The sequence below is a fragment of the Rhabdaerophilum sp. SD176 genome, from assembly GCF_030143245.1.
GTDB lineage: Bacteria > Pseudomonadota > Alphaproteobacteria > Rhizobiales > Beijerinckiaceae > Rhabdaerophilum.
On record NZ_JARJNS010000007.1, the window covers coordinates 146,652 to 162,180 of the forward strand.

General features: G+C 61.8%; 14 protein-coding genes. 5 read left to right on the forward strand and 9 right to left on the reverse strand.

What is annotated here, in order from left to right:
- Positions 1-26: 26 nt before the first annotated feature.
- Genes P0652_RS16915 through fabI form a run of 7 tightly spaced genes read right to left on the reverse strand, consistent with a single transcriptional unit; the run spans position 27 to position 7,965 of the window.
- The gene (locus P0652_RS16915; RefSeq protein ID WP_284180045.1) at positions 27-809 is read right to left on the reverse strand and encodes a 3-hydroxybutyrate dehydrogenase; all 783 of its coding nucleotides are present in this window, start codon (positions 807-809) and stop codon (positions 27-29) included.
- Entirely contained in the window at positions 806-1,471 is a 666-nt protein-coding gene (locus tag P0652_RS16920; RefSeq protein WP_284180046.1) for a 3-oxoacid CoA-transferase subunit B, read from the reverse strand. The genes P0652_RS16915 and P0652_RS16920 overlap by 4 nt, the downstream gene beginning before the upstream one ends.
- 12 nt (positions 1,472-1,483) lie before the next feature.
- Complete coding sequence (locus P0652_RS16925; protein WP_284180047.1) at positions 1,484-2,137, reverse strand: CoA transferase subunit A; 654 nt, start codon at positions 2,135-2,137, stop codon at positions 1,484-1,486.
- The gene (locus P0652_RS16930) at positions 2,134-3,315 is read right to left on the reverse strand and encodes an acetate/propionate family kinase (protein ID WP_284180048.1); all 1,182 of its coding nucleotides are present in this window, start codon (positions 3,313-3,315) and stop codon (positions 2,134-2,136) included. The genes P0652_RS16925 and P0652_RS16930 overlap by 4 nt, the downstream gene beginning before the upstream one ends.
- On the reverse strand, positions 3,312-4,691 hold the full coding sequence (locus tag P0652_RS16935; RefSeq protein ID WP_284180049.1) for a bifunctional enoyl-CoA hydratase/phosphate acetyltransferase: 1,380 nt from the start codon (positions 4,689-4,691) through the stop codon (positions 3,312-3,314). The genes P0652_RS16930 and P0652_RS16935 overlap by 4 nt, the downstream gene beginning before the upstream one ends.
- Entirely contained in the window at positions 4,678-7,185 is a 2,508-nt protein-coding gene (locus P0652_RS16940; RefSeq protein WP_284180050.1) for a DUF3141 domain-containing protein, read from the reverse strand. Before P0652_RS16940 ends, P0652_RS16935 begins: the two co-directional genes overlap by 14 nt.
- A 9-nt stretch (positions 7,186-7,194) precedes the next feature.
- The gene (gene fabI / locus P0652_RS16945; protein ID WP_284180051.1) at positions 7,195-7,965 is read right to left on the reverse strand and encodes an enoyl-ACP reductase FabI; all 771 of its coding nucleotides are present in this window, start codon (positions 7,963-7,965) and stop codon (positions 7,195-7,197) included.
- A gap of 292 nt (positions 7,966-8,257) precedes the next feature.
- Here fabI and pstS point away from each other — a divergent pair, with 292 nt between their 5' ends.
- The 3 genes from pstS (at position 8,258) to P0652_RS16960 (ending at position 12,224) form a co-directional block, all read left to right on the forward strand.
- Positions 8,258-9,313, forward strand: coding sequence for a phosphate ABC transporter substrate-binding protein PstS (gene pstS / locus P0652_RS16950; protein ID WP_284180052.1), 1,056 nt, complete (start codon positions 8,258-8,260; stop codon positions 9,311-9,313).
- Positions 9,314-9,371: 58 nt separating this feature from the next.
- Positions 9,372-11,102: a Na/Pi cotransporter family protein gene (locus P0652_RS16955; RefSeq protein ID WP_284180053.1), complete on the forward strand. Its 1,731-nt coding sequence runs from the start codon at positions 9,372-9,374 to the stop codon at positions 11,100-11,102.
- A 93-nt stretch (positions 11,103-11,195) separates the two neighbouring features.
- Positions 11,196-12,224: a DUF808 domain-containing protein gene (locus P0652_RS16960; protein WP_284180054.1), complete on the forward strand. Its 1,029-nt coding sequence runs from the start codon at positions 11,196-11,198 to the stop codon at positions 12,222-12,224.
- Positions 12,225-12,301: 77 nt separating this feature from the next.
- On the opposite strand, the gene P0652_RS16965 is transcribed toward P0652_RS16960, so the two are convergent.
- Both P0652_RS16965 and P0652_RS16970 read right to left on the reverse strand, forming a co-directional pair.
- Complete coding sequence (locus P0652_RS16965) at positions 12,302-12,592, reverse strand: amphi-Trp domain-containing protein (RefSeq protein ID WP_284180055.1); 291 nt, start codon at positions 12,590-12,592, stop codon at positions 12,302-12,304.
- A 457-nt stretch (positions 12,593-13,049) separates the two neighbouring features.
- A complete protein-coding gene (locus P0652_RS16970) occupies positions 13,050-13,850 on the reverse strand; it encodes a helix-turn-helix domain-containing protein (RefSeq protein WP_502947547.1) in 801 nt (266 codons plus the stop codon).
- A 122-nt stretch (positions 13,851-13,972) separates the two neighbouring features.
- On the opposite strand from P0652_RS16970, the gene P0652_RS16975 reads away from it, so the two are divergent.
- Both P0652_RS16975 and P0652_RS16980 read left to right on the forward strand, forming a co-directional pair.
- Positions 13,973-14,386 (forward strand): hypothetical protein, encoded by a 414-nt coding sequence (locus tag P0652_RS16975; RefSeq protein WP_284180057.1) that lies wholly within the window; start codon positions 13,973-13,975, stop codon positions 14,384-14,386.
- A gap of 193 nt (positions 14,387-14,579) precedes the next feature.
- On the forward strand, positions 14,580-15,527 hold the full coding sequence (locus P0652_RS16980) for a radical SAM protein (RefSeq protein WP_284180058.1): 948 nt from the start codon (positions 14,580-14,582) through the stop codon (positions 15,525-15,527).
- Positions 15,528-15,529 lie beyond the last annotated feature (2 nt).

The window sequence follows — 15,529 nt, forward strand, 5'->3', positions numbered from 1 at the left end:
CTAGATCCAAAGAGTGCGCGATTATTTTACTGCGCTGTCCAGCCGCCATCCACCGGCAGGGATGCCCCTGTAATCTCGGAGGCTGCCGGCGAGCAGAGAAAGGCCGCCAGGGCGCCGATCTGCCCGGGATGGACAAACCGCTTGGTCGGTTGCGCCGCCAGAAGCACGTCCCGGATCACCGCGTCTTCGGAGATGCCGCGCGCCTTGGCTGTCTCGGGGATCTGGCGCTCGACAAGGGGAGTCCGGACATAGCCGGGGCAGATCGCATTGGCCGTGACACCCGCTTCGGCACCCTCGAGAGCCAGGGTCTTGGTCAGACCGACAAGGGCGTGCTTGGCCATGACATAGGCCGACTTGTAGGGCGAGGCGACGAGACCATGCGCGGATGCAATGTTGATCACACGTCCCCACCGGCGTGCCTTCATCGGGCCGAAAGTGGCCCGGCACAGATACCAGGCGGATGTCATGTTGACGGCCATGATCTGGTTGTAGCGGTCGATCGGAAAGTCCTCGATCGCCGACACCGTCTGGATCCCGGCATTGTTCACGACGATATCGACCTGACCGAATATTTCCGTTGTTTCGGCAACCAGCGCGTCGATCTGGCCGAAGTCAGACAGATCCGCGCCGTTGAAAGCGATCGGCGCGCCGGTCTCGATTTCCATGGCTGCCCGTTCGGCCTCGATTTCGGCCGGGTCCCCGAACCCGTTCATCATGACAGCATGGCCGGCGCGGGCCAGGGCATGGGCGATGGCAAGGCCGATGCCCGACGTGGATCCCGTCACGATCGCGGTTCGGAATTCGCTCATGGCATGCCCCCGGCGAGGTCCATTTCCGGTACTGACTCGGGAACGATCAGGATTGCTTCGGTCGCGTCGACAATCTCGGCAATGGTCACCCCCGGCGCCCGTTCCTTCAGGACAAGCCCGTCATCTGTGGGCTCGATCACGGCGAGATCGGTCACGATCAGGTTGACCCGGCGCTCGGCCGTCACGGGAAGCGTACAGCGCGGCACGATCTTCGATTGTCCCTTGGCTGCATGCTGCATGGCAACGATCACCCGTGCGGCGCCGGTCACAAGATCCATGGCGCCCCCCATGCCAGGCACCATCTTTCCGGGAACCTTCCAGTTGGCGAGACGACCTTGCGCATCCACCTGGAGGCCGCCAAGGACGGTCATATCGAGATGGCCGCCCCGGATCAGGCCGAAGCTCATGGCGCTGTCGATTGCCGCAGCTCCGGGCACAGCGGTCACGAAGCCCCCGCCGGCATCGGTGAGATGGCGGTCTTCCATCCCCTCGGGCGGCCGTGCTCCCAGCCCGATCACGCCATTCTCGGCCTGAAAGAACACGCCGAGGCTGGCCGGTACATAATTCGCCACCATCGACGGGAGACCGATGCCGAGATTGACGAGGGTTCCGGGTCTGATTTCCCGGGCAACCCGACGGGCCACGCGTTCCTTTGCGTCCATGTCGCACTCCCCCTATGAGGCACGGATCAGAAGGTGGTCGACCAGGACGCCGGGCGTTCTCACGGCATCCGGCGCGATAACCCCGACCGGAACGATGCTTTCCGGCTCGGCAATCACGGTCCGTCCGGCCAGGGCCATGATCGGATTGAAGTTCTGCGCAGTGAGCATGTAACTGAGGTTGCCGACATAATCGGCCTGCCATGCACCGAGGAGCGCGAAATCGGCGGTAATCGGCGTCTCGATCAGCCAGCGCTTGCCGTCCAGTTCGATGGTCGGCTTGCCCTGCTCCACCTCGGTTCCGAGCCCGGTCGGCGTCAGAACGCCGCCAAGGCCCACACCTCCGGCCCGGATGCGCTCGACCAGGGTACCCTGCGGAACAAGCTCGCAGGTCAGTTCGCCGGCGATCATCTTGGCCTGGGTCTCCGGATTGAGGCCGATATGCGAGGCAATCACGTGACGGACAAGACCGGCCGAGATCAGCTTGCCGATACCGCGTCCCGGCATGGCCGTGTCATTGGCAATGATCGTCAGGTTTTTCGTTCCCCGCGCGACGATCGCGTCGATCAGGCGCTCGGGCGATCCAACGGCCATGAACCCGCCCACCAGCAGGCTGGCGCCCTCCCCGATCAATTCGGCAGCGGCCTCGGGCTTCAGCGCGCCTTTCATGCGGCCTCCTTGTCGATGAGCCCGGCAAGCGCGCGCGTGGCAAGTGCAATGACCCGCTCCTCATTGGTCGGGATGACCATCACACTCGTCCGTGCAAGATCCGACGAGATGACGCGGGCATTCGCTGTATTCGCGGTATGGTCAATTTCGATGCCCATCCAGGCGAGGCGTTCACAGATCCGGGCCCGGATCATGCGCGAATTCTCGCCGATGCCGCCACAGAAAATCAGGGCGTCGATTCCGCCCAGGGCAGCGGCCATCGCGCCGATCTCGCGCTGACAGCGGAAGACGAAATAATCGATCGCCTCTGCGGCTTCCCGTGTCCCGGCGCCTTCAAGCGTTCGCATGTCGTTGGACAGCCCCGACAAGCCAAAAAGGCCGGATTGCTTGTACAGAAGATCGGAAATCTCGCGCGCGGACATGCCGCGTTGATCCATGAGATAGAGCACCACGCCCGGATCCAGCTGGCCACACCGCGTTCCCATCGGAAGGCCATCCAGGGCGGAGAAACCCATGGTCGACGCGATGGATCGCCCGCCCTGCATGCCACACATCGAGGCCCCGTTGCCGAGATGGGCGACAACCACCCGCCCCGCAGCCAGATGGGGCGCCTGCGATGCTATCGTCGAGGCAATGTATTCATAGCTCAAGCCATGGAACCCGTACCGCCGGACACCCTGCTCGTAGAATTCCCGCGGCAGGGCAAAGGTATCATTCACCCACGGATGGCTCCGGTGGAAGGCCGTGTCAAAACAGGCGACCTGCGGAACGCCGGGAAAGGCCTCCATGGCCGCGCGGATCCCTTCTAGATTGTGCGGCTGATGAAGCGGGGCGAAGGGCGACAGGGTAGCCAGTTCCTCGAGCAACCCGGCATCGACGAGGGCATGAGTGGCCCGGTCCGCCCCGCCATGGACCACCCGATGACCAACCGCCGCAAGCGTCATGTCCGGCCAATGGCTGCCGAAGCCAGCGAGAACGGTCCGGATCGCCGCTGCATGGCTGGACATGTCACCTGAGGCGGGAATGGCCGCGCCCTCGTGATCCCGCAACCGGATCGAGGCTTTGGGGCCGATACCGTCCACCAGCCCTGTCGCCAGCGGTGTCTCCCCGGCAACAGGAAACAGGGACACCTTGAGCGATGAGGAGCCTGAATTCAGGGTGAGAATCGCCTTCATCATGCCTTGCTGCCCGCAAAATGATGGATCGCTGCCACAGCACAGGAGGCCAGTCGTGACATCGGGCTGTCGGACCGGCTGTTGAGGATGACGGGCACCCTCGCACCGAGGACGAGCCCGGCGCCTTCGGCATGGCTCATGAAGGACAATTGCTTGGCCAGCATGTTTCCGGCATCGAGGCTCGGCACGACGAGAATATTCGCGCGGCCCGCCACGGCCCCCTTGATCCCCTTCGTCCGGGCAGCGCTCATATCGATGGCATTGTCCATCGCAAGCGGCCCCTCGACCTGACCACCCCGGATCTGGCCGCGATCCGCCATCTTCGAGAGCAGCGCGGCATCGATCGAGGACTGGATCGCCGGGTTGACGGTCTCGACCGCGGAGAGGATGCCCACACGAGGATCCATACCCAGCGACAATGCAAGATCGATCGCGTTCTGGCAGATATCGACCTTGGTCATCAGATCGGGTGCAATGTTGATGGCGGCATCGGTGACGAAAACCGGCTCGGGCTGGCCCGGCACATCCATCACGAAGACATGCGTGAACCGACGGCCGACCCGGAGGCCGATCGTCTTGTCCAGCATCGGCCTGAGCAGATCATCGGTATGAAGGTGGCCCTTCATGATCGCGGCGACCCGTCCGTCGCGGACCAGCTGGCAGGCGCGCTCGGCCGCAGCCACATCCCCCTCGATATCGACGATCTCGATCCCGTCGAGATCGGCTTCAAGGGCTTCTGCAGCTTTCCGGATCGCGGCTTCATTGCCGACGAGGAGCGGCGCAATGATGCTTTCCCTGGCCGCCAGGAGCGCCCCGCCAAGCGAATTGGCCTCATCAGGGCAGACAACCGCCGTCGGCAGGGCCGGCAAGGGCCGGGCCCGCTCGAGCATGGCCTCGAAATGCCGGTGCCGCTGGACGATCAGACCGGGCACCTCCACATTGTCGCTGTCGAAGCGTTCGGTCGGCGCCACGACGACCGCGTGGCCTGAAAGAACCGGCTCCTTGTCCCCGGCGCGAACCACTGTGGTGGCGAGATGGATGGTGCCGTCCTCGAGCTTGTCGAGCACTCTGACACTGGCGATCACTTCGTCACCGGCATGGGCCCGGGTATGGAACTGGAAGGTCTGGTGGCGATAAAGCGTGCCAGGCCCCGGCAATTTGGTCCCCAGGACCGCAGAGATCAGTGAACCAATGAAAAGGCCCGGCGCAACGCGTTCGCGTGTCCCATCGCCGTCGAGATCGCTGTCGGCCAGGTGCATGGGATTGAAATTTCCCGATGCGGCGGCAAACACGTAGAGATCGTCGGCCGTGATCAGACGACGGATTTCCGCCGAATCGCCGGGCTCGATTTCCGAGAAAAGCCGGTTACTCAGTCGCATTCTGCAACCCCGCCTTTTTTCGACGACCGGAGGGCGAGGCCACTTCGCTGGAAGCCTCGGCCGCAACGGGCTCTACGGGATGCCCGGCGACTGGAACAGTATTGGCCGAAGCGAGGGGATCCTCAAGCACATTGCCCGTCAGCGGCGGCAGATCGAGAACCTCGCGGAAACGCTGCAGCATCGACAGCGTGCGCGGGCTCATTTCCTCGATCGGCCCCGGCACGAATTGCACCACCTGAAGCGCCAGTTCCCGATCTTGCGGATCGCGAAGGAGAAGCGGAAGCGTCTCGATCGCACGATCCGGCTCGTAGCTCGCGATCAGGGTCTGCTGATGGATGATCATCGCGCGGCGTTCCGCGCCAAGCGAGCGGAAGGGCTCGTCCTGCGTCAGGACCTGCGATGAACGCTCAAGGCGGTCCCGCCGGACCTGCCCCCGGTTTTCAGCCAGAAGGACCAGCATCCGGATCACGGCCTCCGCAAAGCCGCCCTGTTCCATGGCATGGATGGCCTGCGCGACCTCGGGGAGACCGCGCAATTCGCCCTGGCTCTTCAGGGTGCGGCGCGCTTCATGGGAACGGCCGAAGACCCGCGCCCAGGGCGTGCTCCACAGGGCGTGGAAAGCCAGTTCGACGCTCATGTCGCGCAGGTCGCGCCAGAGGTCGATGGCCTGTTCCGTGGATTGAACCCACAAGGCCTCGGCGGCGAGAAAGGGATTGTCCGGATGGGCCGGCATGCGCTTCTCTCGGATCGTTCCCGCCAGTTGCTCAACTTGCTTCATCATGGGGTTCTGCGACGACATCATGGCCCGGCTCAGGCGCTGCGGGTGCAAGGCCCGAGACAATTCCGCGGATGTCTCTGTCACAAGGGACCGGACCGCCGGTCGGACGACAGCGTCGTAGACCTGCGCCTGGACTTCGGCAGCGCGTGCAACAGCAGCAAAAGGTCGCTCGTCGAAGAAACCATCGTCAAGCGCGCGGATATCATCGAATGTCCGCTCCGAGAAACTGACGATGAAATGCTTGCGTCCGTCCCGCTCTACGACATCGTCAATGGACATTTCGTAGAGGCCCGGCGCCAGCGCCTCGATGGTCTTCAGTGTCGAGGCGACCTCGGTATGCTCCTTTTTTGCAATCTGCGAGGAGACGAAGATACCGAGATGGCCGACCTGATCATGCACCATGTAAATGATGCGCTGGCCGCGGATCCGGATCTCTGCCACATCGGCATAGGTCTCGACGATCCAGTTGAGGGCCTGTTGCGGTGGCGTGATGTTGTCGCCATGGCTGGCGAACACGATGATCGGCGCACGGATCGCTTTCAGATCGACAGGCCGCCCGGGTTCGAGCCGGGCCTCGTTCTTGACGAGCCGGTTGCCGACGAAGAGCTGTTCCACAATCCAGCGGATTTCCGGCTCGTTGAGCAGGAAGAAGCCCCCCCACCAGCGTTCGAACTCGATGAAGCCCTCATCCCCCTTGTCGATATCCCGGAAAAGATCTGTGTATTTCCGGAACAGGGTCCTGCCGGGATTCAGCATCTCGAAATTCTGGATGAGATGGGCCCCGTCGAAGATCCCCCCGCCCAGGTCGGAGAGGAACATCGGGATCCAGGTCCCCCCCACGACGCCCGCATTGTAACGCATCGGGTTTTCCCCGATCCGGCCGGACCACGGGGCTACCGGTGCTCCATTGATGATGATGGGGCCTGTCAGGTCCGGGTTCGCCGCCGCGAGAAGCAATGTGGCCCAGCCGCCCTGGCAATTCCCGGCAACAATCGGCCGCGGCGAATTCGGGTGGCGGCGCATCACCTCCCGAACGAAGGCGGCCTCCGAGCGCGTCACATAGGAAAGATACTGCCCCGGTTCCGGCTCGCGGCGGAAAGCAACAAAATAGACCGGGTGCCCGTCACGAAGCGCGACACCCACCTGGCTGTCTGCCTTGAAGCCGCCGATTCCAGGGCCGTGCCCGGCGCGCGGATCGATGATGATATAGGGCCGCTTCATTTCGATAACGGTGACGCCTTCCGGCGGCAGGATCTTCAGAAGCATGTAATTCGATGGATACGGGAGATCCTTTCCATCCATGACAATCTCGTACCCGTAAATCAGCACGGGCGGGCATCCCGCTTCCTCATGTTCGAGAAAGACATTGCCACGCTTCCGCAGCGTGTCGGCCGTCAGGATGGCGCGCTCGCCGACATCCCGCAGATATGAAACCCACGCCTGCCCGAGCTGGCCTGCGCCCTGGGCGAAGCGGATCTCGCCGAGCAACCGCTCGGCATCGGCGATCGTCTCGTGCATGCGGCGCGTATGGACATCGTTGATCCGCTTTCCATGGCGTGAACTGGCCGTGGTCAGGATGTTGAATGTCGCGCTGCTGGCCTCGATCTCGGCGGTGGCATCCTGCATCAGCCGGCGGGTCGCGGCGATGAGGTCACCTTCCGGTCGCGGGATTGCAGGCTGACGGCGCGGATCCATGAAATCGAAGATGCTTGCCATGGTTCATTCTCACGCTGTGATGGAGTAGCCGCCATCGATGTCATGGATGCCGCCCGTGAGATTGCGGGCGGCAGGTGAAGCGAGGAACGCCGCCATGGCCCCGACATCGTCGATCGTCGCCAGCTGGCGGGTCGGGGCACGGCGTGCCGCTTCGGCGAGCAACTCGTCGAAGTGATCGATGCCGCTGGCTGCCCGTGTGGAGAGCGGCCCGGGCGAGAGGGCGTGAACGCGGATCCCGCCGGTGCCGAGTTCGGCTGCGGCATACCGGACGGCGCTCTCCAGCGCAGCCTTGACAGGGCCCATCAGATTATAATGCCGGACAACCCGCGATGACCCGAAGAAGGACACCGACAGGCAAGTCCCGCCTTCCTTCATCAACGGTTCGGCCATCCGGATCATGCGGAGGAAGGAATGGACAGAGACATCCATGGCCTTGGCAAAGCCTTCGGCCGAGCAATCGATCACCCGCCCGTGCAGGTCATCCCGGGGTGCAAAGGCAATTGAATGCACAAGGGTATCCAGCCGCCCCCATCGCCCGGCAATCTCGTCGAAGATGGCTTCGGTCTGGCCTGGCTTTGTCACATCGAGCGGACCGACAATCTCGGCGCCGATTTCCTCAGCCAAGGGCCGGACATGGGGCTCGGCCTTGTCGTTGAGCCAGGTGACGGCGAGGTCACTGCCCTGCGCCTTCAGCGCCCGGGCGCACCCCCAGGCAATCGAATGCTCGTTCGCAATGCCAACCACGAGAGCCTTCTGGCCGGCACATGAAAAGAGGTCCATGAACTGATCTCGACATTTTATGTGGTCAGCATCATGGCTAGTGCCAATGCAAAACATTTTGATGTCATTGGGATCTGGTAGTTAAACCTGCCGCCGCCCATTGCTCCCATTATCCCGGCCGCACTCCCGGTCGAAAATTTTCAGGAAAATTCGGAACAAAACCTGGGTATTTATATAGTCGGCAATACTATTGCCAACTTGCATCCTGTCATTTTAATGCAATCCGCAACGAATACCTGTTGGAAAGAGACAGTTGTCCTTCGGGAAATTGTCATCAACGGGGGATTTTTCCATGAGCAACGCAATTCGGCGCTCGTTTCGAGCGGCGGCAACGCTTGTCCTGGCCCTCGGCGCAAGCCATGTCGTCGCGGAACCGATCCGGGGCGCCGGCTCTACCTTTGCCGCACCGGTCATCGCGAAATGGTCAAAGACCTACACCGATATACGGACCGATGGCGGCGACTTCACCTCACCGGACTGGCGGGTCGATTTTGAGCCGGTTGGTTCGCTGGCAGGCATCATGCGGCTGCGGCAACCGGAACTCGATTTTGCGGCAACCGATGCACCTCTTGCCGCCTCGGAGGTTTCGAAATCAAACCTCTTGCAGTTTCCCGTGGTCATTGGCGGCGTCGCCATTGCAACAAACATTCCCGGCATTGCCGATGGTCAGTTGAGGCTCAATGGCAGCATCCTGGCCGACATTTATCTCGGCAAGATCCAGAATTGGTCCGATTTGGCGCTGCGGGAACTCAATCCCGGGCTGCAGCTCCCGGATCTTCCGATCCGGGTGTTCCACCGCAAGGACGGCTCGGGGACAACCTACACCTTCACGGATTATCTCTCGGCCGTCAGCCCGGAATGGAAATCGAAATATGGCGCCGACACGCTGATTGCGTGGCCGCTGGGGACCAGCGCCGTGGGAACAGGCGGAGTGATCCGCGCTGCCCGGGAACAGCAGGGATCGATCGCCTATCTGGAATTCGGGCAGGCCTCACGCGCGAAGCTCCCCGTTGCCCGCCTGGGCAACAAGGCGGGAGAGTTCGTTCAACCCGATCCGGAGAGTCTCATTGCGGCCGTCACAGCCGAGGCCTGGAGGCCAGAGGACCACTTCTTTCGTAGCCTCGTGGACCAGTCCGGCCCGCGGGCCTATCCGATCGCTGCGGCCACCTATGTCCTGATCCCCCGCGATCGCGGCGAGGCGCGGATCCAGCGCGTCATTGATCTCTTCATCCTCGCGCTCGAAGGCGGGCAGCGGGATGCAGCGGGTCTGGGGCTCGTGCCGTTGCCGGACGTCCTCGTGAACACCGTCAGACTTTACTGGGCCAACGCTCGAAAGGCCGGCGGCTGAGCCTCCGTTCGACAGCGCGTCTTCAGCCGCAGCCATATCCAGAACCGAAGGGTGAGTCATGAACATCGACATTTTCAGGGACATCCTCGTTCCCGTCATTGGCGGGTTGGGGATCTTTATGCTGGGCCTCGAATTCATGTCGAACGGGATCCAGGCCCTTTCGGTCAACAAGATGCGGGCATTCCTCGCCAAGGCCGCCGGCACGCCGATCAAGGGCGTCCTTGCCGGGACGCTGATCACCGGGGTCATCCAGTCTTCCACCGCAATGACGGTGATGACGGTCGGGCTCGTCAATGCAGGCGTCGTTGCCCTGCGCCCGGCAATTTCGGTCATCATGGGGGCGAATATCGGAACCACCCTGGGCAACGGGCTGATTGCCCTTCCCCTCGGTCCGCTGGGCTTGATCTTCTCCGGAATTTTTGCGCTCGTCTATGTCTTCGCCAAAAGCGAGAAAGTCAGGAATATCGCCCTCGCTTGCATGGGCTTTGCCCTGATCTTCTACGGTCTCAACCTGATGACAGGCGGCCTGCGCCCCTTGCGCAACATGCCCGAAGTCATGGAGCTCATGCGTTCGCTCCGGGCTGACAATTTCGGCGCGCTGCTCGCCTGCGTCGGCATTGCCGCCCTGATCACGGCCTTGATTCACTCGTCCTCGGCAACCATCGGCATTGTGATGGGTCTGGGCGCTGCGGGGATCCTGGACTGGAAGACCGCGGTCGCCTTCTCGCTCGGGGCCGATCTCGGCACGACCATTACGTCTTGGATGGCGTCATGGAACCTTTCGAAGAACGCAAAGCGCGCCGCCTACGCCCATATCTCGTTCAATGTCATCGGGGTCTGTGTCACGATCCCGCTGTTTTTCCTGTCTATGGATGTCCTGAGCTATGTCATGACCAATTGGTTCGCGGGTGATCCTGGCAAGCCCGTGCTTGTGAACGGCAAGGAGACATTCCCGCTCGTTCCGGTGGCGGTCGGGCTCTATTCGACCTTCTTCAACATCTTCAACACGGCGCTGCTTTTCCCCTTTGTCGGCGTCTTCGAGAAGGTGCTGGCCCGCATCGGTCATGCCGATTCCGACGATGTCGAGGACTATTCGGCACCCCGATTCCTTGACAAGGCGATCGCCGACGATTTCGCCAAGGCCGTCCCGGCAATCCAGCAGGAAACCCAGCGCCACCTCGCTGCCGGCGCGCTGTTCCTCGACATTGCCCGCGGCAGCAAGAAGGCACCCGCCGATCCCGGTGAACATTACGCAGCCACGGATGTCCTCAGCCGGGACATCCGCGCCTACACCGCCAACCTCATGGCGCGCGATCTGCCCTATGAGCAGCTCGATCTCGTCGCGAGCCTGATCGAGGAAGAGGATTTCACCAATGCCCTGGCGGAATCGCTCCATCAGGTTGCGCGGCGCGTGAAACGCGAGCAATTCGGTGCGGAAGCGACGGCGATCGTCTCGGCGGCGCTCGACAAGCTGGAATATGCGCTGCGAGACATCCTGCCCGACTACGGGGTCAAGGCGCCCAACATGCCCGCAATGCATGCAACGCATCCCGATGTCGAGGTTTTGCGGGCGCGAGCCCTGGCGCTCGGTCCCAATGCCGGCGCGCGGGAGCGCGGCGCGATCCTTGCCCTGCTCGGATCGGTCGAGCGGGCGGAGTTGCTCATCCGGCGGATTGATGCCGAACGGAAATCCGTCAACCGTGCCAACATTCTGGCCAAGGCGCGCAATGCTGCAACGCCGGGGCGGCCCGAACCGACGGGTGGCATGGCGCCGCTCCCGGCTGAATGATAGACGTTCAGAAGCACCACGCTTGGGGGAAGGCCGCGCGGATAGCGCGGCCTTTTCAGCGAATGGGGATCATTTGGCGCGAAGGATTTGGCCATGAGCATCGGATTGATCGCACTCCTCGATGACATTGCAGCCATCGCCAAGGTAGCGGCAGCATCCCTTGACGATGTGGCGACGCAGGCGGCACAGGCTGGCGGAAAGGCCGCAGGCGTGGTGATCGACGATGCCGCGGTGACCCCCGGCTACGTGACGGGATTCTCGCCGGCGCGGGAACTGCCGATCATCCGGCAGATCGCCGTGGGCTCACTGAAGAACAAACTCATCATTCTCTTGCCCGCCGCCCTGCTGTTGAGTTCTCTCGCGCCCTGGGCGATCACGCCGCTTCTCATGATCGGCGGAGCCTATCTGTGCTACGAGGGCGCAGAGAAGGTCTTCGGACTCGCCTTTCCTCACGCAGCACACCACCATGAGTCCGAACTTGCGCCGGTCGACGTCGATCCCGGCACGCTTGAACAGCAGAAAATCGCAGGGGCCATCAAGACCGATTTCATTCTCTCCGCCGAAATCATGGTCATCACGCTGGGTTCGATACCCGCGAAGGACATCCAAACTCAGGCGGCAGTGCTTGCCATTGTCGGTATCGGTATCACCGTGGCGGTCTATGGGGTAGTTGCCCTCATCGTGAAGCTGGATGATATCGGGCTCTTGCTTGCCCGCAGCCCGGCATCCGGAACCCGAGGCGCCGTGATGCGCGGCGTCGGTCGCCTGCTGGTCCGAGGGACACCGAAGTTTCTGGTCGGCCTGGGCCTTGCGGGGACCCTGGCCATGCTCTGGGTGGGCGGTGGCATCTTCATTCACGGTCTCGAGCAATTTGGTCTGGGCCGGCTTGCCCACTGGCTTCACGATGCGGGCGCGATCGCAGCGGGATGGATTCCCGCACTTCCCGGGTTCATGGCCTGGCTTGGCGAGGCCGTGTCTGCAGGTGTGTTTGGCCTCGCCCTCGGGCTTGCCTTGATGCCGGTTGCCGCGCGGATCGTATCGCCGCTCTGGTCTCTCCTGTCGCGCGCTCTGGCAGCCTTGCGGAGCCGTGCCGGCGCGGCGCGCACCAACGGCGGTTCGTGAAACAGAAGCGCGTCGGCATGAACATGCCGACGCGCTGATTTGCAACTGGACGGGAAGTACCTTGGTTCTGAAGCCGGTCAGGCCGCGGCTTCCGACTTGTCCGAGGCTTCCGCCTCGTCCTCGTCATCAACGCCTTCGGCTTCTTCCTCGTCCTCGTCGCCATCTTCATCATCGGCGTCGGTTTCCCAGGAAAGCTGGAACTCCAGCTCCTCGCGGCCATCTTCGCGTTCATGCTCGATCGAAAGGATTGCCGATTTCGCGACCGTCACGGTCTCGCCTTCGACATCCACGGAAAAATCACCGCCCTGTTCGAGGGTGTCAGCCAGCTCACGCAACTTTGCAACAAATTCGGCAACAGGGAGTGTCATTTCAACGTCACGATCATTCGACATATCGAAATCTCCATTTTATCTACGATTGCAAAGTTACATAAAAATGTGAATTTGAAGCAAAATTCACGTATCAAAAAAATAACAATAAAATATATTTTGGTTTTAGCGATTGTATATTTTCAAAAATATTTGGGAATATTATTAGCAAGCAAAGAAAATATGATAGACAAGACAAAAGATTGATACATCTATATTTGTCGATTTATAATTTTTACACCCGCTTCCAAGCGTTCCGGAAGGCGCTGCCAGAGGAGAGGCCGCTCGCCGCTACCCGAGCAGGCGGCCAGCCAGACCGCCTGAGCAACGCGCATGACTTCCGCTATTCCAAGACTTCGTCCGCGATCATCCGCCTCGCGATGATGACGGTTGCCCGGATACACGAGGCAAACGTCAGCGCCCGGCCCCTTCCTGTGCGTTGGGAACACGAGGACGTTTACGCAGTGATGGCGTGCAACGCCTCGGCAGTCGCCTTGTCCGCCGGAAAGAACACCTCCAGCGCAAGTTCTGAAAGCGTGATGTCCACAGGTGTACCGAAGACAGTTGTGGTCGACAGGAACGAAAGGATGCCCCGGGCAGTATTCAGACAGAAAGGCACCACGATGTTGGAATGATCCGGGACGGGCACGTTTTTGTTCGCCTGGCTGGTCGGCAAAGGACAGGATTGCAAGTCCCTCATCAACAACTCGAGCTTCGGATCGGCTGTGATTTCGATCTGATGGCGCAGTCGCGCCAGCAGATGCATGCGCCATTCGGGAAAATTGACAATATGCGGGGCGAGGCCTCCCGGGGCGAGGCTCAGCCGGAGCACGTTGACAGGCTGCTCGAGGAGACTCTTGTCGGCGACCATCTCGAGCAACTTCGGAACCGCTGCATTGGCGGCGACGAGTGTCCAGTGCCTGTCGATGGCAATTGCCGGAAACGGCTCGTGAGCCTTCAGGACGAGATCAATGGCTGACCGCGCCGCCCTGAGCGCTGGATCATCCAGCCTGCGCTCCGGAAAGACCGGTGCATAGCCAGCCGCGAGCAGCATCAGGTTGCGCTCCCGGAGGGGCACCTTCAGGTGCTCTGCCAGACGCAACACCATCTCGCGGCTCGGTAATGACCTGCCGCTTTCGATAAAGCTCAGATGCTTCTGGCTGATATTCGCATCGAGTGCGAAGGCCAGCTGGCTGAGCCGGCGGCGCTGGCGCCAATTGCGTATGTGATTGCCAATGGATTGTTCGGCAGCGGCGATCGACGCATTCATGATTGCAGCATAGACCGGCAGGAGCGCCTGGCCAATTACCTCCGGCTTAATCGACGGGCACTGCCGAAACGCGCATCGTCCTGTCCATAGATCCAGCACAGGAGAGGCCGATGCCCATTTCCATGACTCCCTCACCATTTCTGCGGTTTGCGTTGGTCGGTGATGCCCTGGCCAGCGGCGGGACCGGCTTGCTCCTTGCCGGCGGAGCCGGCTTTCTCACCGACGTCTTTGGTTTGCCGGAGCCATTGCTGCGCTACGCCGGTCTCTTCCTGCTGCCTTATGGCGCCTTCGTGGGCTATATCGGCACACGCGTCGTGGTTTCGAAGGGGATGATATGGGCCATCATTCTCGCCAATATGGTCTGGGCCGTTGAAAGCGTCCTCTTGTTGGTCGGGGGCTGGGTATCGCCCACCACCCTCGGCACCGCCTTCATCATCGCGCAGGCCCTTGTCGTTGCGGGCTTCGCCGAGGCGCAGTGGATCGGCCTGCGGAAGAGCCAGGCCACAACCTTGGCTGAAGCATAGGGGCTGCCGAACAATGCCAGCAAGGGGCTCCCTTGCGCGGTGGCTCTGCCGGACGAACGGCAAACCCGTCGGCCGGCAGAAAGCCGAGATCTTGATGCCAGGGAACCAGCCGGCTCAAGAAGCCAATGTAACGAACTGGTCGCGAGGATCGAAATGACCCATGTAGACCTCTCCGCATTCTGGAAGTGACGCCATGGACCTTGGAACGCTCGGCCGAGCCAAATTTGATGATCCCGTTCTGACAGCAAAGGGCGAACGCCGGGCACGGGTCGGCCTGAAAGCGTTGGAAACCCTTTGGTTCAACACCGGCACCTTGTGCAACATTACCTGCCAGAATTGCTACATCGAGAGTTCGCCGAAAAACGACCGGCTGGCCTATCTCTCCCTTGCCGATGTTCGAAGCTATCTGGACGAGATCCGCACCGGGAACCTGCCGGTCAAGATGATCGGGTTCACGGGCGGCGAACCCTTCATGAACCGTGAGATGATCGCGATCCTCGAGGAGACCCTCAATCGCGGTTTCGAGGTTCTCGTCCTCACCAATGCGATGCGGCCGATGATGCGCTTTCAGAAGGCGTTGAAACAGATCCGCGAGGCGCATGGCGGGTTGATCCGGTTCCGGGTTTCTCTGGACGATCACCGAGCCGAAATTCATGATCTGGAGCGGGGCACGGGCTCTTTCCGGAAAGCGATGGAGGGGCTCCGGTTCCTTTCCCGCGAAGGGTTTCAGATCGAGATTGCGGGCCGGCGTCTGGGCGCTGAACCGGACGAAGTGGCCCGTGCCGGTTATCGCAACCTCTTCGCGAAGGAAGGGATCGGCATCGACTGTGATGATCCGGTGCAACTCGTCATCTTCCCGGAAATGCTCCCCGATGCCGATCCGCCCGAAATCACCGAGGCCTGCTGGCGCATTCTGCACAAGAGCCCTGAGGATGTGATGTGCGCAACATCGCGAATGGTTGTCCGTCGGAACGGAGCGGATCGCCCCTCGGTGCTGGCCTGCACGCTGATTGCCTATGATCCCCGGTTTGAACTGGGACATACGCTCGCCGAGGCAAGCGCGCCCGTCGCCCTGAACCACCGCTATTGCGCAACCTTCTGTGTTCTCGGCGGGGCGGCCTGTGGTGCCACCAAGGGCTGATT

What these genes read in the sequence shown, in the direction of transcription:
- P0652_RS16960 (WP_284180054.1), top strand. Translation starts at nt 11,196, where the DNA reads ATGAGCATCGGATTGATCGCACTCCTCGATGACATTGCAGCCATCGCC.
- P0652_RS16935 (WP_284180049.1), bottom strand. Translation starts at nt 4,691, where the DNA reads ATGCGACTGAGTAACCGGCTTTTCTCGGAAATCGAGCCCGGCGATTCG.
- P0652_RS16980 (WP_284180058.1), top strand. Translation starts at nt 14,580, where the DNA reads ATGGACCTTGGAACGCTCGGCCGAGCCAAATTTGATGATCCCGTTCTG.
- P0652_RS16965 (WP_284180055.1), bottom strand. Translation starts at nt 12,592, where the DNA reads ATGACACTCCCTGTTGCCGAATTTGTTGCAAAGTTGCGTGAGCTGGCT.
- P0652_RS16975 (WP_284180057.1), top strand. Translation starts at nt 13,973, where the DNA reads ATGCCCATTTCCATGACTCCCTCACCATTTCTGCGGTTTGCGTTGGTC.
- P0652_RS16940 (WP_284180050.1), bottom strand. Translation starts at nt 7,185, where the DNA reads ATGGCAAGCATCTTCGATTTCATGGATCCGCGCCGTCAGCCTGCAATC.
- fabI (WP_284180051.1), bottom strand. Translation starts at nt 7,965, where the DNA reads ATGGACCTCTTTTCATGTGCCGGCCAGAAGGCTCTCGTGGTTGGCATT.
- P0652_RS16925 (WP_284180047.1), bottom strand. Translation starts at nt 2,137, where the DNA reads ATGAAAGGCGCGCTGAAGCCCGAGGCCGCTGCCGAATTGATCGGGGAG.
- P0652_RS16930 (WP_284180048.1), bottom strand. Translation starts at nt 3,315, where the DNA reads ATGATGAAGGCGATTCTCACCCTGAATTCAGGCTCCTCATCGCTCAAG.
- pstS (WP_284180052.1), top strand. Translation starts at nt 8,258, where the DNA reads ATGAGCAACGCAATTCGGCGCTCGTTTCGAGCGGCGGCAACGCTTGTC.
- P0652_RS16955 (WP_284180053.1), top strand. Translation starts at nt 9,372, where the DNA reads ATGAACATCGACATTTTCAGGGACATCCTCGTTCCCGTCATTGGCGGG.
- P0652_RS16920 (WP_284180046.1), bottom strand. Translation starts at nt 1,471, where the DNA reads ATGGACGCAAAGGAACGCGTGGCCCGTCGGGTTGCCCGGGAAATCAGA.
- P0652_RS16915 (WP_284180045.1), bottom strand. Translation starts at nt 809, where the DNA reads ATGAGCGAATTCCGAACCGCGATCGTGACGGGATCCACGTCGGGCATC.